Annotated in this window: 22 protein-coding genes and 1 other annotated feature; all 22 genes read right to left on the reverse strand. The window is 45.9% G+C overall.

Annotated features, from left to right (window positions below; genetic code table 11):
• Positions 1–16: 16 nt before the first annotated feature.
• A complete protein-coding gene (gene rpsJ / locus NSQ68_RS22720; protein ID WP_005544556.1) occupies positions 17–325 on the reverse strand; it encodes a 30S ribosomal protein S10 in 309 nt (102 codons plus the stop codon).
• 338 nt (positions 326–663) lie between these two features.
• Entirely contained in the window at positions 664–1,854 is a 1,191-nt protein-coding gene (gene tuf / locus NSQ68_RS22725) for an elongation factor Tu (protein WP_023990558.1), read from the reverse strand.
• Positions 1,855–1,948: 94 nt separating this feature from the next.
• A complete protein-coding gene (gene fusA / locus NSQ68_RS22730) occupies positions 1,949–4,027 on the reverse strand; it encodes an elongation factor G (protein WP_029514491.1) in 2,079 nt (692 codons plus the stop codon).
• Positions 4,028–4,074: 47 nt separating this feature from the next.
• Entirely contained in the window at positions 4,075–4,545 is a 471-nt protein-coding gene (rpsG, locus tag NSQ68_RS22735) for a 30S ribosomal protein S7 (protein ID WP_007432586.1), read from the reverse strand.
• Positions 4,546–4,595: 50 nt separating this feature from the next.
• Positions 4,596–5,018 carry a 30S ribosomal protein S12 gene (gene rpsL, locus NSQ68_RS22740; RefSeq protein WP_007432587.1) on the reverse strand — a complete coding sequence of 141 codons (423 nt, stop codon included), beginning with the start codon at positions 5,016–5,018 and terminating at the stop codon, positions 4,596–4,598.
• 144 nt (positions 5,019–5,162) lie between these two features.
• Positions 5,163–5,414: a ribosomal L7Ae/L30e/S12e/Gadd45 family protein gene (locus tag NSQ68_RS22745; protein ID WP_007432588.1), complete on the reverse strand. Its 252-nt coding sequence runs from the start codon at positions 5,412–5,414 to the stop codon at positions 5,163–5,165.
• A 220-nt stretch (positions 5,415–5,634) separates the two neighbouring features.
• Positions 5,635–9,249: a DNA-directed RNA polymerase subunit beta' gene (rpoC, locus tag NSQ68_RS22750; protein ID WP_029514492.1), complete on the reverse strand. Its 3,615-nt coding sequence runs from the start codon at positions 9,247–9,249 to the stop codon at positions 5,635–5,637.
• 140 nt (positions 9,250–9,389) lie between these two features.
• The gene (gene rpoB / locus NSQ68_RS22755; RefSeq protein ID WP_342427239.1) at positions 9,390–12,935 is read right to left on the reverse strand and encodes a DNA-directed RNA polymerase subunit beta; all 3,546 of its coding nucleotides are present in this window, start codon (positions 12,933–12,935) and stop codon (positions 9,390–9,392) included.
• Between the two features lie 356 nt (positions 12,936–13,291).
• The gene (locus tag NSQ68_RS22760) at positions 13,292–13,894 is read right to left on the reverse strand and encodes a class I SAM-dependent methyltransferase (protein WP_342427240.1); all 603 of its coding nucleotides are present in this window, start codon (positions 13,892–13,894) and stop codon (positions 13,292–13,294) included.
• A gap of 148 nt (positions 13,895–14,042) precedes the next feature.
• On the reverse strand, positions 14,043–14,408 hold the full coding sequence (rplL, locus tag NSQ68_RS22765; RefSeq protein ID WP_029514495.1) for a 50S ribosomal protein L7/L12: 366 nt from the start codon (positions 14,406–14,408) through the stop codon (positions 14,043–14,045).
• A 68-nt stretch (positions 14,409–14,476) separates the two neighbouring features.
• Positions 14,477–14,980, reverse strand: coding sequence for a 50S ribosomal protein L10 (gene rplJ / locus NSQ68_RS22770; protein WP_013312168.1), 504 nt, complete (start codon positions 14,978–14,980; stop codon positions 14,477–14,479).
• Positions 14,981–15,054: 74 nt separating this feature from the next.
• Positions 15,055–15,206 (reverse strand) — a sequence feature (ribosomal protein L10 leader region).
• 68 nt (positions 15,207–15,274) lie between these two features.
• Positions 15,275–15,967: a 50S ribosomal protein L1 gene (gene rplA, locus NSQ68_RS22775; protein ID WP_013312169.1), complete on the reverse strand. Its 693-nt coding sequence runs from the start codon at positions 15,965–15,967 to the stop codon at positions 15,275–15,277.
• A gap of 87 nt (positions 15,968–16,054) precedes the next feature.
• Positions 16,055–16,480, reverse strand: coding sequence for a 50S ribosomal protein L11 (rplK, locus tag NSQ68_RS22780; protein ID WP_007432595.1), 426 nt, complete (start codon positions 16,478–16,480; stop codon positions 16,055–16,057).
• Between the two features lie 73 nt (positions 16,481–16,553).
• Positions 16,554–17,087 carry a transcription termination/antitermination protein NusG gene (gene nusG, locus NSQ68_RS22785; protein WP_007432596.1) on the reverse strand — a complete coding sequence of 178 codons (534 nt, stop codon included), beginning with the start codon at positions 17,085–17,087 and terminating at the stop codon, positions 16,554–16,556.
• Between the two features lie 22 nt (positions 17,088–17,109).
• Entirely contained in the window at positions 17,110–17,301 is a 192-nt protein-coding gene (secE, locus tag NSQ68_RS22790; protein WP_013312170.1) for a preprotein translocase subunit SecE, read from the reverse strand.
• Between the two features lie 20 nt (positions 17,302–17,321).
• Positions 17,322–17,471 (reverse strand): 50S ribosomal protein L33, encoded by a 150-nt coding sequence (gene rpmG, locus NSQ68_RS22795; protein ID WP_023990562.1) that lies wholly within the window; start codon positions 17,469–17,471, stop codon positions 17,322–17,324.
• A 335-nt stretch (positions 17,472–17,806) separates the two neighbouring features.
• Entirely contained in the window at positions 17,807–18,451 is a 645-nt protein-coding gene (sigH, locus tag NSQ68_RS22800; protein ID WP_016324748.1) for an RNA polymerase sporulation sigma factor SigH, read from the reverse strand.
• Between the two features lie 162 nt (positions 18,452–18,613).
• Positions 18,614–19,135 (reverse strand): NYN domain-containing protein, encoded by a 522-nt coding sequence (locus NSQ68_RS22805; protein ID WP_007432599.1) that lies wholly within the window; start codon positions 19,133–19,135, stop codon positions 18,614–18,616.
• A 4-nt stretch (positions 19,136–19,139) separates the two neighbouring features.
• Positions 19,140–19,886 carry a 23S rRNA (guanosine(2251)-2'-O)-methyltransferase RlmB gene (gene rlmB / locus NSQ68_RS22810; protein WP_342427241.1) on the reverse strand — a complete coding sequence of 249 codons (747 nt, stop codon included), beginning with the start codon at positions 19,884–19,886 and terminating at the stop codon, positions 19,140–19,142.
• Positions 19,887–19,941: 55 nt separating this feature from the next.
• The gene (locus NSQ68_RS22815) at positions 19,942–20,400 is read right to left on the reverse strand and encodes a ribonuclease III domain-containing protein (protein WP_342427242.1); all 459 of its coding nucleotides are present in this window, start codon (positions 20,398–20,400) and stop codon (positions 19,942–19,944) included.
• Complete coding sequence (gene cysS / locus NSQ68_RS22820; protein ID WP_307354356.1) at positions 20,397–21,800, reverse strand: cysteine--tRNA ligase; 1,404 nt, start codon at positions 21,798–21,800, stop codon at positions 20,397–20,399. Before cysS ends, NSQ68_RS22815 begins: the two co-directional genes overlap by 4 nt.
• Before the next feature lie 24 nt (positions 21,801–21,824).
• The gene (gene cysE / locus NSQ68_RS22825; protein ID WP_342427243.1) at positions 21,825–22,505 is read right to left on the reverse strand and encodes a serine O-acetyltransferase; all 681 of its coding nucleotides are present in this window, start codon (positions 22,503–22,505) and stop codon (positions 21,825–21,827) included.
• Positions 22,506–22,854: the final 349 nt, after the last annotated feature.

Here is a 22,854-nt window from a genome sequence, read left to right on the forward strand (position 1 = left end):
TTTTCCTAATTACATATTACAATTTAATTTCGATATCTACACCGGACGGCAGGTCCAAGCGCATCAAGGCATCCACAGTTTGTGGAGTCGGATTAACAATGTCGATCAAACGCTTGTGTGTGCGCATTTCGAACTGTTCCCGGGAATCCTTGTACTTGTGTACCGCACGGAGAATAGTAATGATTTGTTTTTCAGTTGGCAGCGGAATTGGCCCGGATACACCTGCGCCCGAACGTTTAGCTGTTTCAACAATTTTCTCAGCGGATTGATCAAGAATTCTATGATCGTAAGCTTTCAAACGAATACGAATTTTTTGCTTTGCCATTTTAGTCCCTCCTTCTATCGCCCAATTTGGTATCGGACATACTCCGTGAAAATTTTCCGACAGCCCTCCCATGGCAAAGGGGCCGGGTGTGTCAGTAACCTCTCACATCATCGCACAGTCACAAACAACATTAGTTATTATATCGAATAGTTCTGCCTATTGCAAGCAAAAACGAAAAAACAATGCATCTTATTTTCAAAAGATACAATTGTGCTCGCAGCTCGCGATTTTTTCAAGAGAAAAGCCCCCGCACCAGGGCAGGGGCTCGTTTAGCTTCGTTCCAATACAACGTTACTCGTTCCAGTACACTGTTGCTCTATTTAAAGGCAATAGCCTTCTTATTTGGAGATTGTTGCTACGGCACCAGCACCAACTGTACGTCCGCCTTCACGAATAGAGAACTTAGTTCCTTCTTCGATAGCGATCGGGTTGATCAGTTGAACAGTAACCGTGATGTTATCACCAGGCATTACCATTTCGGAACCTTCTGGCAAAGTAATGATTCCAGTTACGTCAGTTGTACGGAAGTAGAACTGTGGACGGTAACCAGTGAAGAAAGGTTTGTGACGTCCGCCTTCTTCTTTAGTCAAAACGTAGATTTGAGCAGAAAATTCTGTATGTGGGTTAACAGAACCTGGTTTAGCCAATACTTGGCCGCGCTCGATTTGTGCACGATCTACACCGCGAAGCAGTGCGCCGATGTTGTCACCAGCTTGAGCGGAATCAAGCAATTTACGGAACATTTCTACGCCTGTTACTACGGATTTACGGGATTCTTCTTGAATACCGATGATTTCGATTTCGTCGCCCACTTTAACTGTACCACGCTCTACACGGCCTGTAGCAACTGTACCACGGCCAGTGATGGAGAATACGTCCTCGACAGGCATAAGGAAAGGCTTGTCAGTGTCGCGTTCTGGAGTTGGGATGTAAGTGTCAATTGTTTCGAACATTTCAACGATTTTCTTAGCCCAGTCACCATCTGGGTTTTGCAGTGCTTCACGAGCGGAACCACGAGTGATTGGAGTGTCGTCGCCTGGGAAGTCATACTCGCTCAGCAAGTCGCGAACTTCCATTTCAACCAATTCCAGCAACTCTTCGTCTTCAACCATGTCGCATTTGTTCAAGAATACAACGATGTAAGGAACACCAACTTGGCGGGACAACAGGATGTGCTCGCGAGTTTGCGGCATTGGGCCGTCAGCTGCGGATACAACCAGAATCGCTCCGTCCATTTGTGCAGCGCCAGTGATCATGTTTTTAACATAGTCGGCGTGACCTGGGCAGTCAACGTGTGCATAGTGACGGTTAGGTGTTTCATATTCCACGTGTGCAGTGGAGATTGTGATACCGCGTTCGCGCTCTTCTGGAGCTTTATCGATTTGATCGAATGCTACAGCAGCACCACCGTAAGTTTTGGACAATACAGTTGTGATTGCAGCAGTCAAAGTAGTTTTACCATGATCGACGTGACCAATAGTACCGATATTAACGTGCGGTTTGTTACGCTCAAACTTAGCCTTTGCCATTTGAACAATTCCTCCTCAATAACTTGTTTTATTTTAGGCTGCCGGATGCTCTTTTGGTAAAACCCTGAGCATACCGGTCAGCTGATACATTGTATTACTCGCCACCTTTGGTTTTGGCAACGATCTCTTCAGCAATGCTCTTCGGAACTTCTTCATAATGAGAAAGTTCCATGGAGAACACACCGCGTCCTTGTGTACCGGAGCGAAGTGTAGTCGAGTATCCGAACATTTCGGACAAAGGCACCTTCGCACGAATGATTTGAGCTCCACTACGGGAATCCATACCTTCAATCCGACCACGACGGGAGTTCAACATACCCATTACGTCACCCATATACTCCTCAGGAACCGTTACTTCAACTTTCATAATCGGCTCAAGCAATACTGGTTTACATTTGTCTTTCGCTGCTTTCAGCGCCATTGATCCGGCAATTTTAAATGCCATTTCATTGGAATCGACATCATGGTATGATCCGTCCACGATTGTAGCTTTAACGTCCACAAGCGGGAAGCCTGCAATAACGCCGTTTTTCATTTGTTCCTCAATACCAGCAAGAGCAGGAGCGATGTACTCTCTAGGAACAGAGCCGCCGACTACCTTACTTTCGAATTGGCTACCAGTACCTGGCTCGAGCGGTTCGAACTCAACCCATACGTGACCATATTGACCACGACCACCGGACTGACGAACGAATTTACCTTCGACACGTGCTGGAGCACGGAACGTTTCACGGTAAGCAACCTGTGGTTTACCCACATTCGTTTCTACCTTGAACTCACGACGCATACGGTCAATGATGATGTCCAAGTGAAGCTCACCCATCCCCGCCAAGATGGTTTGACCTGTTTCTTCGTTAGTATGAGCACGAAGAGTTGGATCCTCTTCAGTCAACTTACCGAGAGCAACAGACATTTTATCTTGGTCAGCTTTGGTTTTAGGCTCAACCGCGATTTCGATAACCGGATCAGGGAAGTTCATGGACTCGAGAATAACAGGACTCTTCTCATCACACAGTGTATCACCTGTACCTGTATCTTTCAAACCTACAGCAGCTGCAATATCACCAGAGTAAACTACAGTGATTTCTTGACGACTGTTCGCATGCATTTGAAGAATACGTCCGATACGTTCGCGTTTACCTTTTGTTGCATTCAATACGTAAGAACCGGATTGAAGAACACCGGAGTATACGCGGAAGAATGTCAACTTACCAACGTAAGGATCCGTCATAATTTTGAAGGCCAATGCGGAGAATGGCTCTTCATCGGAAGAGTGACGTTCAACTTCCGTACCGTCTTCCAAATGCCCTTGAATACTTGGCACATCAATAGGAGCCGGCAAATAGTCGAGAACAGCATCCAACATCAGCTGAACACCTTTATTGCGGTAAGAAGATCCACAGATAACTGGGAAGATTTTAACTTCTACAACACCTTTACGGAGAGCGGCTTTAATTTCGGCAACCGAAATTTCTTCGCCTTCCAGGTATTTCATTGTCAATTCTTCGTCCAGTTCAGCAACCTTCTCGATCAATTCATTACGGAGTTCTTCTACCTGATCTTTGAATTCCGCAGGAACTTCTACTTCTTCGATATCTTGACCAAGATCATCTTTGTACATATGAGCTTTTTGTTCAACGATATCGATAATACCAGTAAAATCATTTTCTGCGCCGATTGGCAATTGAATCGCAACTGCGTTCGCTTGAAGGCGATCACGCATGTCGGAGACAACATTCAGGAAGTCGGCACCAATGATATCCATTTTGTTTACATATGCGATCCGTGGAACGCCGTAGCGATCAGCCTGTCTCCATACGGTTTCGGACTGAGGCTCAACGCCTTCTTTCGCACTGAAAACACCAACTGCTCCGTCCAATACACGAAGGGAACGTTCAACTTCAACAGTGAAGTCAACGTGCCCCGGGGTGTCGATGATATTGACGCGGTGACCTTTCCAGGCAGCGGTCGTCGCAGCGGAAGTAATCGTGATTCCGCGCTCTTGTTCTTGTTCCATCCAGTCCATTGTCGCAGCGCCTTCGTGAACTTCACCGATTTTGTGCGTACGGCCTGTGTAGAACAAGATCCGCTCTGTTGTTGTGGTTTTACCCGCGTCAATATGAGCCATGATCCCGATATTACGTGTATTTTTCAAGGAGAACTCTCTTGCCATGAAATGGGTCTCCCTTCAAAATTGAAGTTATTTTTTTGAGCTGAATCCTACCAACGATAGTGAGCAAACGCTTTGTTCGCTTCAGCCATCTTGTGCGTGTCTTCACGTTTTTTCACGGAAGCGCCTGTGTTGTTGGAAGCATCGATAATTTCAGCCGCCAAACGCTCTTCCATGGTTTTCTCACCGCGGTTGCGGGAGTAGTTTACGAGCCAACGTAATCCCAGGGACGTACGTCTTTCTGGTTTTACCTCGATTGGTACTTGGTAGTTTGCACCGCCGACACGGCGTGCTTTAACTTCCAGGACTGGCATGATATTCTTGATAGCTGCTTCAAAAACTTCCATCGGGTCATTCCCCGTACGTTCTTGGATAAGCTTGAACGCATTGTACAGAATGCTTTGAGCAACGCCTCGTTTTCCGTCGAGCATGATGCGGTTGATCAAGCGGGTAACCAACTTGCTGTTGTATACCGGATCTGGCAACACGTCTCTTTTGGTAACTGGACCTTTGCGTGGCATGGATATCCCCCTTTCTTACATGTTAAACCGACATACGCGGTTTATATTCATTAGGATTTTTTAGCTTTAGGGCGTTTTGCGCCGTATTTGGAACGAGCTTGCATGCGGTTGTTTACGCCTGCAGTATCCAAAGCACCGCGAACGATATGGTAACGCACACCCGGAAGGTCTTTTACACGACCGCCGCGAATCAGCACTACGCTGTGTTCTTGAAGGTTATGTCCAATACCTGGAATGTAAGCAGTCACCTCTACACGGTTCGTCAAGCGAACACGAGCATATTTACGAAGTGCGGAGTTTGGTTTTTTCGGAGTCATAGTACCTACACGAGTGCACACTCCGCGTTTTTGCGGGGCACTGATGTCGGTAGCTTCACGTTTCAAGGCATTAAACCCTTTTTGCAAAGCCGGTGATTTCGATTTCTCGATTTTGGCTTGACGTCCTTTACGAACCAGTTGGTTAATAGTTGGCATGTTGGTTGCCACCCCCTTCCTCAATTTTTGCTGTTACTTTACAAACCTTATCTAAGCCCACAGACCCAGGCGGTTCATAAAAGAACAAATGAAAAGTCTTTGCCGCCAAGAATAACGATTCCTTAGACAAAAACGTTCCTTACCCTATTGTTTTACGATAGCAGCCATTGCGGCTCCCACTTCAATCCCACATGCAGCTCCGAGATTTTTCATTGTGTCTACGAGAGTCACTTTGACTCCTTGCTTGTTGCACAAAGCAATGATGTTGGAAGTGAGACGCTGATCTGCGTCTTCTGCCACATATACTTCTGAGGCAAAGCCCAATTCTACCATACGAATGGTTTGTTTGGTACCGATTTTGACATGAGCATCTTGCAGTCCCTGTTCTTTAGACATATCTCATTCCTCCGAAAAGACCCAATTGCATATAGGCTGCTCACGCACCTTTGCTATATTAGCATTGACTATAAGTAATGTCAAGACAATTATCTACTATAGCCTATTTTTAAAGTGTACATGATTCATTTTCTTAAAAAGAGCCCCGGAGCACCGTTTACTGTAAGCCTTATGCAAAGCTTATATCTACGATGTTCCGGGCGATCATACTACTTTTACATTACTCGGCAGAAATTGGTTCGAGCTCCTCGGATGGAGACTGTCCTTCTTCCGGTTGGGCAAATTTTACGCTACGGTAACGGTTCATACCTGTTCCCGCAGGAATCAATTTACCAATAATTACATTCTCTTTCAGTCCAAGCAACTGATCGACCTTGCCTTTAATAGCTGCATCAGTCAGGACACGAGTAGTTTCCTGGAAGGATGCTGCTGACAAGAAGGAATCAGTTTCCAGAGATGCCTTGGTAATACCGAGCAGTACCGGCTTGGCTACCGCTGGTTCTTGGCCGCTGAGAATCGCTATCTTGTTCGCATTTTCATACTCATGGACATCAACAAAGGAGCCTGGAAGTAAGATTGTGTCGCCCGCATCAATGATACGGATTTTACGCAACATTTGACGAATCATAACTTCTACGTGCTTGTCGTTGATTTCTACGCCCTGGTTCCGGTATACGCGTTGAACTTCCTGAAGGATATAGTTCTGTACCCCGCGAATACCTTTAATACGCAGCATTTCTTTAGGATCAATTGAACCATCCGTCAGTTCGTCCCCAGCTTCAACAGTCATACCTTCGCTTACGCGCAGGCGGGAACCATACGTTACTGAGTATGTTTTCGTTTCGGCTTCACCCTGAATGTCGATCTCACGGCGGTCTTTACCTTCACGAACTTCTTTAACTGTACCGTCAATTTCACTAATAGTTGCCTGACCTTTAGGATTACGTGCTTCAAAAAGCTCCTGAATACGAGGCAAACCTTGTGTAATATCGTCACCCGCTACGCCGCCTGTGTGGAACGTACGCATAGTAAGCTGTGTTCCTGGCTCACCGATGGATTGTGCAGCAATGATACCAACTGCTTCACCAATCTCAACGTGTTTACCAGTAGCCAGATTGCGACCGTAGCATTTCTTGCAGACGCCATGTTTAGCACGGCAACTTAGTACAGAACGAATCTGAACTTTGTGTACACCAGCTTTAACAATCGCTTCAGCTTTGTCGGAGTCAATCAGTTCGTTACGTCTAGCCAAAATCTCGCCAGTCTCAGGATGACGTACCGTTTCAAAGCAATAGCGACCTTCCAGACGATCATAAAGATCCTCAATCACTTCTTTACCGTCCTGGATACGACTTACTGTGAAGCCTTTATCCGTTCCGCAGTCTTCTTCGCGCACGATAACATCTTGTGCCACATCTACGAGACGACGAGTCAGGTAACCGGAGTCAGCTGTACGAAGGGCTGTATCCGCCAAACCTTTACGCGCTCCGTGAGTGGAGATGAAGTACTCGAGTACTGTCAAACCTTCACGGAAGTTTGATTTGATTGGGAGTTCGATAATACGTCCGGATGGATTGGCCATCAGACCACGCATACCGCCGAGCTGAGTAATCTGTGATTTGTTACCCCGCGCTTTGGAGTCCACCATCATCATGATAGAGTTGTAGCGATCCATGGACTTCATCAATACTTCGGTAATATCATCTTTCGCTTTAGACCAAATGTCGATAATCCGGTCATAGCGTTCTTCATTCGTAATCAGACCACGACGGTACTGATTCGTTACAACTTGCGCTTTGTCCTCGGATCCCTTAAGAATCTCTTGTTTTTCCACCGGCACGATTACGTCCGATACAGCAACGGTTACCCCTGCACGAGTGGAATACGTAAAGCCAAGCTGCTTGATTTTATCCAAAATTACAGCTGTTTCTGTTGTATGGTAAGTCTCAAAACAACGGGCGATGATATTACCAAGGTAATCCTTGCCTACCCCGCTAGCTTGCGGAGCGTTTTGAATGGCCTCTGTAAGATTTACGCCCTTCTCGTAAACAAAGAACTCCTCCGCAGTACCATAAAGCAGGTTCGCACGGGTAGCATCATTGATGTACGGGAAGCTTGCTGGGAAAATTTCATTAAAGATAATTTTACCAACCGTAGTGATCAACATCGCTTCCTGTTGTTTTTCCGTAAAGCTCGTTTTATTCAAAGCTTTAACTGGAATAGCTACACGAGCATGAAGACCAGCTGTACCGCGTTGGTAAGCCGATATAGCTTCATTCATGTTGCGAAGGATCATATTGCTTCCTTCTTCTTCTTTGTTATCCATAGTCAGATAGAAAGAACCAAGAACCATATCCTGGGAAGGTGTAACAACTGGCTTACCGTCTTTCGGATTCAAAATGTTGCCGGATGCCAGCATAAGCAAACGAGCTTCAGCTTGAGCTTCAGCAGACAACGGAACGTGGACAGCCATTTGGTCACCGTCAAAGTCGGCATTATATGCAGTACATACGAGCGGATGCAGACGAATCGCACGACCTTCAACCAAAATCGGTTCGAACGCCTGGATACCAAGTCTATGCAACGTAGGGGCACGGTTCAGAAGAACTGGATGCTCCTTGATTACTTCTTCCAGCACATCCCATACTTCTGCACTCACACGCTCTACTTTACGCTTCGCGCTCTTGATATTGTGAGCCAAACCTTTGTTCACCAGTTCTTTCATAACAAAAGGTTTGAACAGTTCCAGTGCCATTTCTTTTGGCAAACCGCATTGATACATTTTCAAGTACGGACCTACAACGATAACGGAACGACCAGAGTAGTCAACACGTTTTCCGAGCAAGTTTTGACGGAAACGCCCTTGTTTACCTTTCAGCATGTGGCTGAGGGATTTCAAAGGACGGTTACCTGGACCTGTAACAGGACGACCACGACGACCATTATCAATCAAGGCGTCAACAGCTTCCTGCAACATCCGTTTTTCATTTTGTACGATAATATCTGGCGCACCTAGATCTAACAGACGTTTCAGACGGTTATTACGGTTAATAACACGACGATACAAGTCGTTAAGGTCAGAGGTAGCGAAACGACCACCATCCAACTGTACCATTGGACGAAGCTCAGGAGGAATAACAGGAAGTACGTCCATGATCATCCAATCCGGTTGGTTGCCTGAGTTACGGAATGCCTCAATAACTTCAAGGCGTTTGATCGCACGGTTACGACGTTGTCCTTGAGCTGTACGTAGCTCTTCTTTCAAGAATTCTAACTCTTTGTCTATATCCAGATCTTGAAGAAGCTTTTTAACCGCTTCAGCACCCATACCTGCCTGGAAGCCATAGCCGTATTTCTCACGGTAGCTACGGTATTCTTTTTCGGACAGGAGTTGTTTTTTCTCCAAAGGCGTATCTCCTGGATCGGTTACAACATAAGATGCGAAGTAAATGATCTCTTCCAGAGATCTTGGAGACATATCAAGAGCAAGACCCATACGACTTGGAATGCCTTTGAAGTACCAAATGTGCGATACAGGAGCAGCCAACTCAATATGGCCCATACGCTCACGGCGAACCTTAGCGCGAGTAACTTCTACTCCACAACGGTCACAGACAACACCTTTATAGCGTACACGTTTGTACTTACCGCAATGACATTCCCAGTCTTTCGTAGGTCCGAAAATTTTCTCGCAAAATAGTCCTTCTTTTTCCGGTTTAAGCGTACGATAGTTAATCGTCTCCGGTTTTTTGACTTCTCCGCGGGACCAAGAACGAATCTTTTCGGGGGAAGCAAGCCCGATTTTCATATATTCGAAATTGTTAACGTCCAACAAGGAGCAACCCTCCTTAACCAAATCCTGAGTTTTTAGGTTTGATACCGCCCAGCAGCACCGGGCGGTATCAAGAAACCTGATCCATCCTAGAATGGATCAAGGTATATAACAAAGCTGATATGAGTCAGTCAGCAGTCAAACTACTCTACGCCAACCTCAGAGCCTTCCAGATTCAAACTCAGCTTATCGCCGCTTGTGTCATCCTCATCATCAAGCTCTCTCATTTCGATCTCTTGTTCGTCTTCAGCCAGAATCTTCACGTCCATACCCAAGCTTTGCAGCTCTTTGATCAAGACCTTAAATGATTCTGGAACACCCGGTTCAGGTACATTTTCACCTTTGACAATGGATTCGTAAGTTTTTACACGTCCAACCACATCATCGGATTTCACAGTCAAAATTTCCTGAAGCGTGTACGCCGCGCCGTAGGCTTCCAATGCCCATACTTCCATCTCCCCGAAGCGCTGTCCACCGAATTGAGCTTTACCACCCAATGGTTGCTGCGTAACGAGAGAGTAAGGACCTGTAGAACGAGCATGGATTTTATCATCGACCATGTGCGCCAGTTTGATCATGTGCATGACACCGACAGTAACTTCACGTTCAAAACGATCACCCGTACGTCCGTCATACAACACAGTCTTACCATTACGCTGCATACCTGCCTCTTCCATTGTATCGAACACGTCATACTCCTTGGCACCATCGAATACTGGAGTTGCCACATGAATACCAAGACGCATTGCAGCCATACCCAGATGGACTTCAAGCACCTGTCCGATGTTCATCCGTGAAGGTACACCCAGCGGGTTCAGAACGACCTGTACTGGTGTGCCATCCGGCAGGAACGGCATATCTTCTTCAGGCAAAATACGGGCAACGACACCCTTGTTACCGTGACGTCCAGCCATTTTATCGCCTTCGGAGATTTTACGTTTTTGAGCAATATATACACGAACCAACTGATTTACACCTGGTGGCAGTTCATCACCATTTTCACGTGTAAACACCTTTACATCTACAACAATCCCGTCTGTTCCGTGAGGAACTCTCAAAGAAGTATCGCGAACCTCGCGTGCCTTCTCACCAAAGATTGCGTGTAAGAGGCGTTCTTCAGCTGTCAATTCAGTCACACCTTTAGGTGTAACTTTACCAACAAGAATGTCACCTGCACCGATTTCGGCACCAATACGAATGATTCCACGCTCATCCAAATTGCGAAGCGCTTCTTCACCGACATTTGGAATGTCACGAGTGATTTCTTCAGGTCCAAGTTTCGTGTCACGAGCCTCGGATTCGTATTCCTCAATATGGATCGAGGTGTATACATCTTCCTTAACCAGTTTCTCACTCAGCAGGATCGCATCCTCGTAGTTGTAACCTTCCCAAGTCATGAAGGCAACGACAACGTTACGTCCCAACGCCAACTCACCCATCTCTGTAGATGGACCATCCGCAAGAATATCGCCAACTTTGACAATATCTCCTCTGTTCACAATCGGGCGTTGGTTGATGCAAGTTCCTTGGTTAGATCGCATAAATTTGTGTAATTTATACTTAACAATGTCGCCCTTCACTTCAGCACCATCTACAGTTTCGATACGACGCAACCAAATTTCGTTAGCCGAAGAGCGTTCGATAACTCCGTTGTATTTGGATACAACGCAAACACCAGAATCTTTTGCAGACTTGTGCTCCATTCCTGTTCCGACCAATGGAGACTTCGGAATCAAAAGTGGGACAGCCTGACGTTGCATGTTGGAACCCATCAATGCGCGGTTAGAGTCATCATTCTCCAGAAACGGAATCAGTGCTGTCGCAACTGATACGACCTGTTTAGGTGATACGTCCATGTAATCGACACGGCTACTAGCCATTGGAATAATGTTATCAGACTGTTTGTTATAACGGACAATGACAACCTCATCCTTAAAGGTGTTTTCCTCCGTCAATTCCGCGTTCGCCTGAGCTACGATGTAGTTATCTTCTTCATCAGCAGTCAGGTAATCAATCTGGTCTGTAACTTTTCCGGTTTTTGGATCTACCCAACGATAAGGAGCTTCGATAAATCCGTACTCGTTGATACGTGCAAATGTGGACAAAGAGTTGATCAAACCAATGTTTGGTCCCTCCGGTGTCTCGATAGGACACATACGGCCGTAGTGACTTGGATGGACGTCACGCACTTCCATGCCCGCACGTTCGCGCGTCAAACCGCCGGGTCCGAGTGCGGACAGACGACGTTTGTGCGTTAATTCAGCAAGCGGGTTCGTCTGATCCATAAACTGAGACAGCTGCGAGCTACCAAAGAACTCTTTAATCGAGGCAATTACCGGACGTATGTTAATCAACGCTTGTGGCGTAATTACATTAGCATCCTGAATCGACATTCTTTCACGCACCACGCGTTCCATACGGGACAAACCGATACGGAACTGGTTTTGGAGCAACTCACCTACAGAACGCAAACGACGGTTACCTAAATGGTCAATATCGTCCGTACTTCCGATACCGTGAAGCAAGTTAATAAAATAACTGATGGAGGAAATAATATCGGCAGGCGTAATATTCTTAACCGATTTATCAATATTTCCGTTAGCAATCAGTTTTACTACTTTACCGTCCTCAATTGGCGAGAATACATCAATCGTTTGAAGTGGAATATCATTGCTTTCCAGCACGCCGCTAGCAACATGATACGTGCGGTGTCCTACTGATTCCTCCAGTTGGGCCAAAATCTCGTCCAACAGGCGACGATCCACCATTTGTCCTGCTTCAGCGATAATTTCACCAGTTGTTGTATCAATCAATGTCTCAGCAAGACGTTGATTGAACAGACGGTTTTTGATGTGAAGCTTTTTATTGATTTTGTAACGGCCTACGTTGGCCAGATCATAACGTTTTGGATCAAAGAAGCGTGCAACAAGCAAGCTCTTTGCGTTATCCAGTGTAGGTGGCTCACCCGGGCGAAGACGCTCATAAATTTCAATCAGCGCTTTCTCCGTGGAATCCGTGTTGTCTTTATCAAGTGTGTTGCGGATATATTCGTCATTGCCGAGCAAATCCAGAATCTCAGCATCAGTGCCAAAGCCCAGCGCACGCAGCAACACCGTAACCGGAATTTTACGGGTACGGTCAATCCGGACATAGATAATATCCTTCGCATCCATCTCCAGTTCGAGCCAAGCCCCCCGGTTAGGAATTACCGTTGCGGTGTATGTTGTTTTCGCATTCTTGTCGACTTTTGTGCTGAAATAGACGCTGGGAGAGCGAACCAACTGGCTGACAATAACCCGTTCCGCACCGTTAATAATAAACGTACCCGTTTCAGTCATCAGCGGGAAGTCTCCCATGAATACTTCCTGCTCTTTCACTTCCCCGGTTTCTTTATTAATAAGCCGGACTTTTACCCGAAGCGGTGCTGCATACGTAACGTCGCGTTCCTTTGCGTCGTCAACGGTATATTTGGGTTCTCCGAGAGAATAGTCGATAAACTCCAAAATCAGATTTCCAGTGAAATCTTGAATTGGTGAAATATCCCGAAACATTTCCCGTAATCCTTCCTCCAAAAACCAATCATAGGATTTTTGTTGGATCTCAATCAGGTTCGGAACCTCGAGTACCTCATTAATACGTGCATAACTGCGCCGAGTGCGTCGACCATATTGAACAAGATGTCCTGCCAACTTAAACTCACCCCTCATGTCTACTCACTTTAAAAATACATTGCGAACCTCTGTTTGTGACCTTATAATAAGACACATACAGAAGATTCAATCTTACAAATACAGAAAAGCCCTTACTCGAATGCATTCGAAAAAAGAGCAACGTATCTGCAGAATCCTCTTACCGGAAGATCTTCATCACTTGTAGATTTGCCCAAAATGGTTGTATTATACGTAATAGTGATAAATACTATACCTACCTACGCATAAATCTATTGACATTTCAACAAACTAAAGCCATGGAGGGCATCCTAATACTGACATTTTATAATAATATCACAGACCAGGATTCAAGTCAATGGTCCTATTGCATTTTCTTAAAAACTTTTTTCAGCCTTTAAAATCCGATAACCTTTATCCTTTGTAACTTCCTCCACATGACCGAAAAGACTCTCTATCTTGGCACTCGCCGAAGGGGCCCCCTGCTTTTTCTGAATGACTACCCACAAAGCTCCACCCTCATTTAAATGCTCATAAGCAAGTTCAAAAATGGTATGCACCGTTTCTTTTCCTGCACGTATGGGAGGATTCGTCAAGATCACGTCAAAACGTTCATTCTTCACTTCCGCAAACAAATCGCTTTGCTTAATGGTGACATTCTTAACCCCATTACGTTCCGCATTCTCTATCGCTAGTTGAACGGCTCGCTCATTAATATCAAGCATTGTGACGTGTCCTTCTGGGACAAGCGCGGCCGCCGCCAAACCGATCGGCCCATAACCGCATCCTATATCCAATACCGAGGCTTGTGCAGGAAGCTGCATCGCTTCAATCAGCACGCGACTCCCGTAATCAATTCCCTGCTTCGAAAAAACGCCTGAATCGCTGGCAAAACGGTATGACCGCCCCCGCAGCACTGTTTCCAGGCTCCGTCGTTCATGCGCCGTCTCTGGCCGCTTGGAGTAATAATGATCAGCCATTCATGCCCACCTCTTTCGGTTGTACTACCATCATAGCCTTTACAATAACCTTTCAGACATGCTGGCACTACCGTTTTACAGCAACAAACCCCTTGAAGATCACCTCAAGGGGTTTGTTTTAGTTCATTGTCTGCTAGAAAGCAGTCAATTATTTTACTTCTACAGAAGCGCCTGCTTCTTCCAATTTTGCTTTAATGGATTCAGCTTCTTCTTTAGCGATTTTTTCTTTCAGTGGTTTTGGAGCGTTGTCAACCAGTTCTTTTGCTTCTTTCAGGCCAAGACCTGTGATTTCGCGAACTGCTTTGATAACGTTGATTTTGGAACCGCCAGCGCTTGTCAAGATTACGTCGAACTCGGATTGCTCAGCTTCAGCTGCGCCACCTGCTGCGCCACCTGCTACAGCTACTGGAGCTGCTGCAGTTACGCCGAATTCTTCTTCGATTGCTTTCACGAGATCGTTCAGTTCCAATACGGACATACCTTTAATTGCTTCCAAGATTTGCTCTTTACTCATGGTTGAACCTCCATTTAAATTCGTATTTTTTTGTTATCAACTGCTATACAGCAGGTTTAATCCCTAACTTATGCGCTTTGTTCTTCTTTTTCTGCAACAGCTTTAACTGCAAGCGCGAAGTTGCGCACAGGAGCTTGAAGCACGCTGAGGAGCATGGAAAGGAGACCTTCGCGGGATGGCAGTTCTGCCAGTGCTTTGATTTCCTCAACACCGATAACGCGACCTTCTACAACTGCACCTTTCAGTTCCAGTGCATTGTTTTTCTTAGCGAAATCGTTCAAGATTTTAGCTGCAGACACTGCATCATCTTTGCCGAACGCGATTGCAGTAGGACCTGTCAATACTGCGTCCAGTTCAGTCAATTCTGCTGCCGCAGTTGCACGGCGGAGCAGTGTGTTTTTCAGCACTTGAAATTCGATTCCGGCTTCGCGAAGCTGCTTACGCAGCTCAGTTACTTGGGCAACATTCAGACCGCGATAGTCTGCAACCACAGTTGTTACGCTCTCGCGCAATTTTGCAGCTACAACTTCAACAGCTTCTTGTTTTGCTTGAATCACCTTTGCATTTGCCAAACTGTACACCTCCTGATCAATTTATCCGCTTTGTTCGAAACACCCAATCTGGTGATCTTACAAGGCTTGCTTTCATAAGCATGAAAAAAGCCTCCGTAGAGTACGAAGGCTTGATAAATCCACATGGACGGGACAAGCCCGTCACATGATACGTTCTATCATAACACCTCGGTAGGAAATTAAGCCTGAAGGCACCTACTGTCTACGGTAAGCATATTCAACTTTAATGGTCAGTCACAAGGACTCACAACTTTTATAGAATAACAAATTTGATTGAACATGTCAATCAAATTATTATCTGTAAACAGATGCGTTCACACGTGCACTTGGTCCCATAGTCGAAGAAATAGCGATGTTCTTCAGGTATACACCTTTAGCAGCCGCTGGCTTCGCACGGTTCAAGGCTTCAACCAAGGCTTTAAGGTTCTCGTTCAGCTGTTCAGCACTGAAGGAAGCTTTGCCGATTGGCGCATGAATTTGACCGGCTTTGTCGAGACGGTATTCGATTTTACCGGCTTTAATTTCTTGAACAGCCTTGGCAACGTCGAAAGTAACTGTGCCTGCTTTAGGGTTAGGCATCAAACCTTTACCACCGAGCAAACGACCCAGTTTACCAACCTCACTCATCATATCAGGTGTCGCAACGCAGACGTCGAATTCGAACCAGCCTTGTTGGATTTTGTTGATCATATCTTGATCGCCAACAAAATCAGCGCCAGCCGCTTCCGCTTCTTTCACTTTGTCACCTTTTGCAAATACCAGAACGCGTTGTGTTTTACCCGTACCATGCGGCAGGACAACAACACCACGAACAGCCTGGTCTTGTTTACGGGAATCTACGCCCAGACGAACTGCTGCTTCAACGGTTTCGTCGAATTTAGCAGTCGCAGCCTTTTTCACCAGTTCAACGGCTTCTAAAGGCTCGTAAGTTGCTTCGCTGTCAATCAGCTTAGCAGCTTCCAGGTACTTCTTACCATGTTTAGCCATAATGTTTTCCTCCTTATGTGGTATTAGCGGATATTCCTCCCACACTTGCCGGACAGTTAAACTGCCGGCACACGTAGATTAATAAAATTAATCTACGATGGTGATACCCATGCTGCGAGCAGTACCTTCAACCATACGCATTGCCGATTCTACGGAAGCTGCGTTAAGGTCAGGCATTTTTTGCTCTGCAATTTGACGAACAGCAGCGCGATTTACAGTTGCAACTTTCGTTTTATTTGGTTCACCGGAACCTTTTTCGATTTTAGCAGCAACTTTCAACAGAACAGCAGCCGGTGGAGTTTTGGTGATGAACGTAAAAGAACGATCCTCAAACACCGAAATTTCAACCGGAATAATCAGGCCTGCTTGATCAGCAGTACGAGCATTGAACTCTTTACAGAATGCCATGATGTTGACACCTGCTTGACCCAAAGCTGGACCTACTGGAGGCGCTGGATTAGCTTTCCCTGCAGGAATCTGCAGTTTTACCATTTTAATTACCTTTTTTGCCATGGATGACACCTCCTTGACTCAATAGTGGTAGACGGACCTATCGATCCTCCCACAAGAAACCTGTAAGAAAAATCTATATTTTCTCCACTTGAGTATAATCCAACTCAAGCGGGGTTTCCCGTCCAAACATGTTGACGTGAACCTTAAGCTTGCTCTTCTCAACCAAAATTTCTTCCACGGAGCCCACAAAATTCGCAAAAGGACCAACTTTAATTCGCACGGATTCCTTAACATCGAATTCAATCTTCGGTTTCGGCTCTACCATGCCCATATGCTTCAGAATCTGTTCAACTTCTTCTGGAAGCAATGGCGTCGGTTTGGAACCCGAGCCTGTCGACCCTACAAATCCCGTAACACCTGGTGTGTTGCGTACAACATACCAAGAGTCGTCGGTTTGGACCATTTCGACTAAGACATAACCAGGGTAGACTTTACGCATAACGGTTTTTTTCTTACCGTCCTTGGTTACCAGTTCTTCTTCCATAGGAACAAGAACACGGAATATCTTGTCTTCCATGCCCATGGACTCAACGCGTTTTTCCAAATTGGCTTTGACTTTGTTCTCATACCCTGAATAGGTATGAACGACGTACCATCTTTTTTCCATATCAAGCCACCTGGAACCCTTCCTAGATAATCGCTTCGATCACAGCGGAAATGCCGATATCGAGAACCCAAAAATAAATCGTGACGAACGCAATTGTCCCTATGACAATCAGCGTATAGTTGGTCAGTTCTTTACGATTGGGCCAGCGAACCTTCTTGAGTTCAGCCCAGCTTTCAGAGAAAAAGGAAAACAGAGACTTGAAACTGCGTTTCACGCCGACTACACCTCCAAAAACTATCTGGTTTCCCGATGAGAAGTCTGTTCGTTACAGGACTTACAGAATTTCTTCATCTCCATGCGGTCGGGGTGATTACGCTTGTTTTTCGTCGTTGTGTAATTTCTTTGTTTGCATGTTGTACAAGCCAAAGTAATAATTACCCGCATGATGTGCACCTCCCGAAGACATCCAACACCGGAAGTCTCATAATTGATCCTAAAAAAAACCGCGAATTTAGGCCTACCTAAAACACTTTATCACACGGGGTTTTCCATGTCAACGAATGTTTGCATACAATTCGCAGTCCTGGCTGTGGTGCATTTTAACATCTGTGCATCCTTTAAAACTGTTCTCTGAAAAGCTGCTTCAAAAATCAAGGCGATATCTATTATTCTTCTTTTTTAGTATAAATCATTTGTTACACTTATAAACCTGCATAGCCTACCTATAACGAATAAAAAAAGACTCGGATTCGAGCCTTTTTCCCTGTCAGCCTCTACTTTCAACTATCTCTTACTTCCAGATACTTTTCAAGTTTACGCTTGACCCGTTGCAGCGCGTTATCAATGGATTTCACATGGCGGTCAAGATCCTCTGCAATCTCCTGATACGAACGTCCGTCCAGATACAACATAAGTACCTTGCGTTCCAGTTCGCTCAGAATCTCGGACATCTTGTCCTCAAGACCCACAAACTCTTCCTGATTGATAATCAGCTCTTCAGGGTCACTTACTTGTGTTCCGCAAATCACATCGAGCAACGTCCGGTCTGACTCTTCATCATAGATGGGCTTGTCCAGAGATACGTAAGAGTTCAGAGGAATGTGCTTTTGTCGTGTAGCCGTCTTAATTGCCGTAATAATCTGTCGTGTAATACACAACTCGGCGAAAGCCTTGAACGAAGCAAGCTTGTCTCCCTTAAAATCACGAATGGATTTGTAGAGACCAATCATGCCCTCCTGAATAATATCCTCGCGATCAGCACCAATCAGGAAGTAGGATCTGGCCTTGGCCCGCACAAAGTTTCGGTATTTGTTGATCAGAAACTCCAGCGCTTCCCCATCACCTTCATGGACTGCTCCGACAATGTCTTCATCATTTTTGTAATCAAACTTTGACAACATGATATCCTTGAGGTCCACACTCACTAACAATCCCTCCGGCTGCAACGCAAGGTACCCGTTACTCTCTCAAATATACGACAAGTATACGCGATGTAACCTGATACCGTCAACCACAACAACCTAAAAAAGAAGAGCGCTAACAAAATTGTCAATGGTTTCAAAATGGAGCGATGCCCAATTATTGGTTTATTCTCTTCTCCATCGTTCAAACAACTTTCGAAGCTCCGGGCTCAGTTTGGCATCTAGCGAGTTACGAGACAATTTGGCACTATCCTGCTGGATTCGCTTCTGCACTTCCCTTTCGGATTCCTCAATCTCGATCAGTAATTCCCGCGCCGACACCCTGAGAGCACCTTGTCCAAATGCAACATGTTGCTCTACCTGATCGCTTGTCGCTACGTAAATACTTCTTCTTTTACTGCTCAGCTCCCGAACCAATCGCTCGATGCACTCATCAGCAGTTTCTTTTTCTCTGGTAAAATAAATCTGGACTTTGCTCTGAGCAAAAGTTTTACCTAATCCTGGCACCCTGTAAGCATCAAATACGACGATGACTCTTCTGCCGGAATACGCCTGATGATCCGCCAGTCGTTCAAGAAGTCTGTCCCTCGCTTCCTGCATACCAGATTGTACCAGTGCGGAAAGTTCGGGCCAGGCTCCAATCATGTTGTAACCGTCCACGAGCAGAACATCCCGCGTGTCAGCCATATCGTTAGCCCCGTGCCTGTCGTCCGCGCAATACTTCGTACATGACAACCCCTGCAGCTACAGAAGCATTAAGGGAATTAATTTGCCCCGCCATTGGCAGCTTGACGAGTACATCGCATTTCTCACGAATCAAACGGCCCATTCCTTTATTTTCGTTACCAATGACAATGGCTACTGGTCCCGTGAATACTTCATTCCCAAAGACAGGGTCTGTCGCTGTAACATCCGTGCCAACTACCCATACACCTTCTTCTTTAAGACGATCAATGGTTTGTCCCAGATTGTTTACACGCGCCACCGGGACGTACTCCACAGCACCTGCCGATGTTTTTGACACCGTTACAGTTACAGCTGCAGAACGCCTTTTCGGCACAATAACACCATGCGCTCCAGTACAGTCCGCTGTACGAAGGATGGAACCCAAATTATGAGGGTCTTCAATCTCATCCAGCAAAATCAAAAACGGCTCTTCTCCCTTATCACGAGCAGTTGCGAGCAATTCTTCCACTTCAACATAGGCAAAAGGCGCAGCTTGCGCGACCACTCCCTGATGTTGAATGCCCGGAACCATTTGATCCAGCTTACGCTTGTCCACCTGCAAAACAATAATTCCTGCTTTTTTCGCCTCAGCTGTAATCGGCAGTGTCAAATGTTTTTGTGCATTATCCGCAATCCAAATTTTATTTATCGTTCTGCCTGAACGCAATGCCTCCGTTACCGAATGCTTACCGGCAATCCATTCTTCTTCCATCTCTAGCTTCCTCCCGGGAAACGGCTGATGCTTGTTCCATCCAGTCCATTCCCATTTATGATTTTTCTGTATTTTCCATTTGGGCAATTCCGTACGTAATCAACTCTCTTAATCTGTCCAAATGTCCATCACAATAAAGAGATCCAATCAACCCTTCCAGTGCAGTGGCGTGCCGATACTCAAGTACATCAGCATTTTTGGGCAAACTTCCTGATTTAGCATTTCTTCCTTGTCGGACAATATCGCGTTCTTCTTCCGTCAGTACCTTTTCCAATAGCCCCAACATGCGACTCTGCGCCTTGGCGGAGACTAGCCCTGTGGCTCGCCGATGCAGATGATTTGGACGCAGGTTAGGCTGTGCCAACAAATATTGCCGGACAGCTACCTCGTACACTGCATCACCAATGTAAGCTAGTGCAATGGGAGGCATCAAACGTGCTGGCTTGGACGCAGGGTACGGGAACCAATTCCCCGTACCTTCCGATGTTCCTGAGTTCAGTGGCTTATCATTCATTTTCGCCGCCACCGCATCCCCTGCGCCGTATCTTCAAGCACAATGCCTTTTGCAGCCAACAGATCGCGAATTTCGTCAGCCCTACCCCAATTTTTGGTCTTACGAGCTTCGACACGTTCTGCAATTAACTGCTCAATTTCGTCATCCAGCAACTCTTCACTCGGTTCCGAATAAATGCGAAGCACGTTATTCATTGAATGAAAGGTATGCAATACAGCTTGTAGTTCCGCCTGATGTACGACATCTCGCTGCAACAAATGGTTTGCTTCGCTAACCCAATCGAATACAGCAGTAATCGCATCAGGTGTGTTGAAATCATCATTCATTTTTTCGCCAAACTGCTGCAAAATTCCGTCGAGCTTCGTTTGCAGTTCCGTCGATACTCCCTCATTACCTTTCAGCGCATTAGCTAAACGATGCTTCACATTGGCAACTGCATTGGCGATCCGTTCGACACTGTTCTCCGCCTGACTCATAGTCTCTTGGTTGTAGTTTAACGGATTTCGGTAATGCGTCGACAACATAAAATAACGTATAGCCTCAGGCTTGTGATGAGCGCGCAAATCTTTAACCAAAATACCATTACCGAGTGATTTCGACATTTTTTCATTATCTATGCGAATATATCCGTTATGCATCCAGTAGCGAGATAATGGCTTACCTGTAATCACTTCGGATTGTGCGCATTCACATTCATGATGCGGAAATTGCAGATCCTGTCCGCCCCCATGAATATCCAGTGTATCCCCCAAATAATGGCGAGCCATCGCAGAGCATTCGATATGCCAGCCTGGTCGTCCATCTCCCCAAGGGCTCGACCAATGAATTTCGCCCGGCTTCGCTGCCTTCCAGAGTACAAAGTCCTCGGCATTTTCCTTGCGTTCATCCACATTGATACGAATTCCGAACTGAAGCTCTTCCAGATTTTGACCTGACAGTTGTCCGTAATCTTTGAACTTTTTGGTCCGATAGAACACGTCGCCATCATTCTCATAGGCATAGTCTTTGTCTACCAATTCCTTAATAAAATCAATAATCAGATCCATGCTCTCTGTTACACGAGGGTTCATACTGGCAGCAGGAACATTCAATCCTGTCAGATCCTCATGGTAGGCAGCAATAAATTTCTCAGCAACTGCCGAAACATTCATGTCAAGTTCCCGAGCTTTGCGGATTAGTTTATCATCGACATCCGTAAAATTCACCACATAGTTTACATCATAGCCCAAGTACTCCAGGTAGCTGCGCACCACGTCAAATACAATTACAGGTCGTGCATTGCCAATATGAATGTAATCATACACGGTAGGTCCACATACATACATTTTAACCTTTCCAGGCTCCAGTGGCACAAAAGGCTCCCGACTCCTCGTCATTGTATTATAAATTTGAAGCGGCATTGTTATGTTCCTCCCTCATGAAAATCATTTTTCTAATTTATTCTCTTGGATCACCTGATGTTTCTGAGCGGATGACCCATCCTTCAAATCAGACATTTCTGCACGCAAACGTTCTATTTCCCGTTGAAGTTCTCGCATAGAGTCCACAACCGGATCAGGCAATTGATGACTAAGTCGGTCCGGACGCCTACCATCCTGTCTTACAACTCGCCCTGGGATGCCCACCACCGTACTGTTTGGTGGAACTTCTTTGAGCACAACCGAGTTGGAGCCAATGTTGGACTGTGCCCCAATCGTGAAGGAGCCTAATATTTTCGCACCCGAGCCGATAACAACATTATTCCCAATGGTCGGATGGCGCTTCCCTTTCTCTTTCCCAGTCCCGCCGAGTGTGACCCCCTGATACAATACGACATCGTCACCAATCTCACAGGTTTCACCGATGACAACTCCCATGCCATGGTCAATGAACAGCCGATCTCCGATACGAGCGCCAGGATGAATCTCAATACCTGTCATAAACCTCGATACCTGGGATATAACACGGGCTAGAGTACACCAGTTGCGCAAATAAAACCAATGTGCGATTCGGTGTGCCCAAAGGGCATGAACGCCGGAATACGTAAAAATGACCTCCAGCTTACTTCGGGCGGCCGGATCATTATCCAAAACAGTCTGAATGTCGGATTTGAAATGTCTGAACATGTCGCCCTCCTTATTCCCTTCATATCCTTGCCGCATCATCACAACACTTCACGTTCCGCCAATTTTCGCATACCATCAGCACTCTTCGACATTTTTCAATCTATAACGAGTCTGAGTCTGATAAAAATGAAAAAGCGCCTCCGCAGCCTAAGCTGCAGAGACGCATGAACGTGGTCCCACTCTGCTTCGAACATACCTGCTGCATAAAAAGCAGAGCAGTCCGTCTTTGGCGTCCTGTAACGGGAACGACTCGGCACGCCCTTGTCACATCAGCATTTGACGCTAATGAGGGTTCGGGCGCACGGCTCCCAGGCGCATTTCCTCCGCAGGTCAACTGGACGGCTCTCAG

Source organism: Paenibacillus sp. FSL L8-0158 (genome assembly GCF_038592965.1).
Classification (GTDB): Bacteria; Bacillota; Bacilli; order Paenibacillales; family Paenibacillaceae; genus Paenibacillus; species Paenibacillus polymyxa_D.

What these genes read in the sequence shown, in the direction of transcription:
- NSQ68_RS22745 (WP_007432588.1), bottom strand. Translation starts at nt 5,414, where the DNA reads ATGTCTAAAGAACAGGGACTGCAAGATGCTCATGTCAAAATCGGTACC.
- rplA (WP_013312169.1), bottom strand. Translation starts at nt 15,967, where the DNA reads ATGGCTAAACATGGTAAGAAGTACCTGGAAGCTGCTAAGCTGATTGAC.
- rpsG (WP_007432586.1), bottom strand. Translation starts at nt 4,545, where the DNA reads ATGCCACGCAAAGGTCCAGTTACCAAAAGAGACGTGTTGCCAGATCCG.
- rlmB (WP_342427241.1), bottom strand. Translation starts at nt 19,886, where the DNA reads ATGGAAGAAGAATGGATTGCCGGTAAGCATTCGGTAACGGAGGCATTG.
- cysE (WP_342427243.1), bottom strand. Translation starts at nt 22,505, where the DNA reads ATGTTCAGACATTTCAAATCCGACATTCAGACTGTTTTGGATAATGAT.
- NSQ68_RS22760 (WP_342427240.1), bottom strand. Translation starts at nt 13,894, where the DNA reads ATGGCTGATCATTATTACTCCAAGCGGCCAGAGACGGCGCATGAACGA.
- tuf (WP_023990558.1), bottom strand. Translation starts at nt 1,854, where the DNA reads ATGGCAAAGGCTAAGTTTGAGCGTAACAAACCGCACGTTAATATCGGT.
- rpmG (WP_023990562.1), bottom strand. Translation starts at nt 17,471, where the DNA reads ATGCGGGTAATTATTACTTTGGCTTGTACAACATGCAAACAAAGAAAT.
- rpsJ (WP_005544556.1), bottom strand. Translation starts at nt 325, where the DNA reads ATGGCAAAGCAAAAAATTCGTATTCGTTTGAAAGCTTACGATCATAGA.
- NSQ68_RS22805 (WP_007432599.1), bottom strand. Translation starts at nt 19,135, where the DNA reads ATGGCTGACACGCGGGATGTTCTGCTCGTGGACGGTTACAACATGATT.
- rplK (WP_007432595.1), bottom strand. Translation starts at nt 16,480, where the DNA reads ATGGCAAAAAAGGTAATTAAAATGGTAAAACTGCAGATTCCTGCAGGG.
- rplL (WP_029514495.1), bottom strand. Translation starts at nt 14,408, where the DNA reads ATGAGTAAAGAGCAAATCTTGGAAGCAATTAAAGGTATGTCCGTATTG.
- NSQ68_RS22815 (WP_342427242.1), bottom strand. Translation starts at nt 20,400, where the DNA reads ATGAATGATAAGCCACTGAACTCAGGAACATCGGAAGGTACGGGGAAT.
- rpsL (WP_007432587.1), bottom strand. Translation starts at nt 5,018, where the DNA reads ATGCCAACTATTAACCAACTGGTTCGTAAAGGACGTCAAGCCAAAATC.
- nusG (WP_007432596.1), bottom strand. Translation starts at nt 17,087, where the DNA reads ATGGAAAAAAGATGGTACGTCGTTCATACCTATTCAGGGTATGAGAAC.
- fusA (WP_029514491.1), bottom strand. Translation starts at nt 4,027, where the DNA reads ATGGCAAGAGAGTTCTCCTTGAAAAATACACGTAATATCGGGATCATG.
- cysS (WP_307354356.1), bottom strand. Translation starts at nt 21,800, where the DNA reads ATGCCGCTTCAAATTTATAATACAATGACGAGGAGTCGGGAGCCTTTT.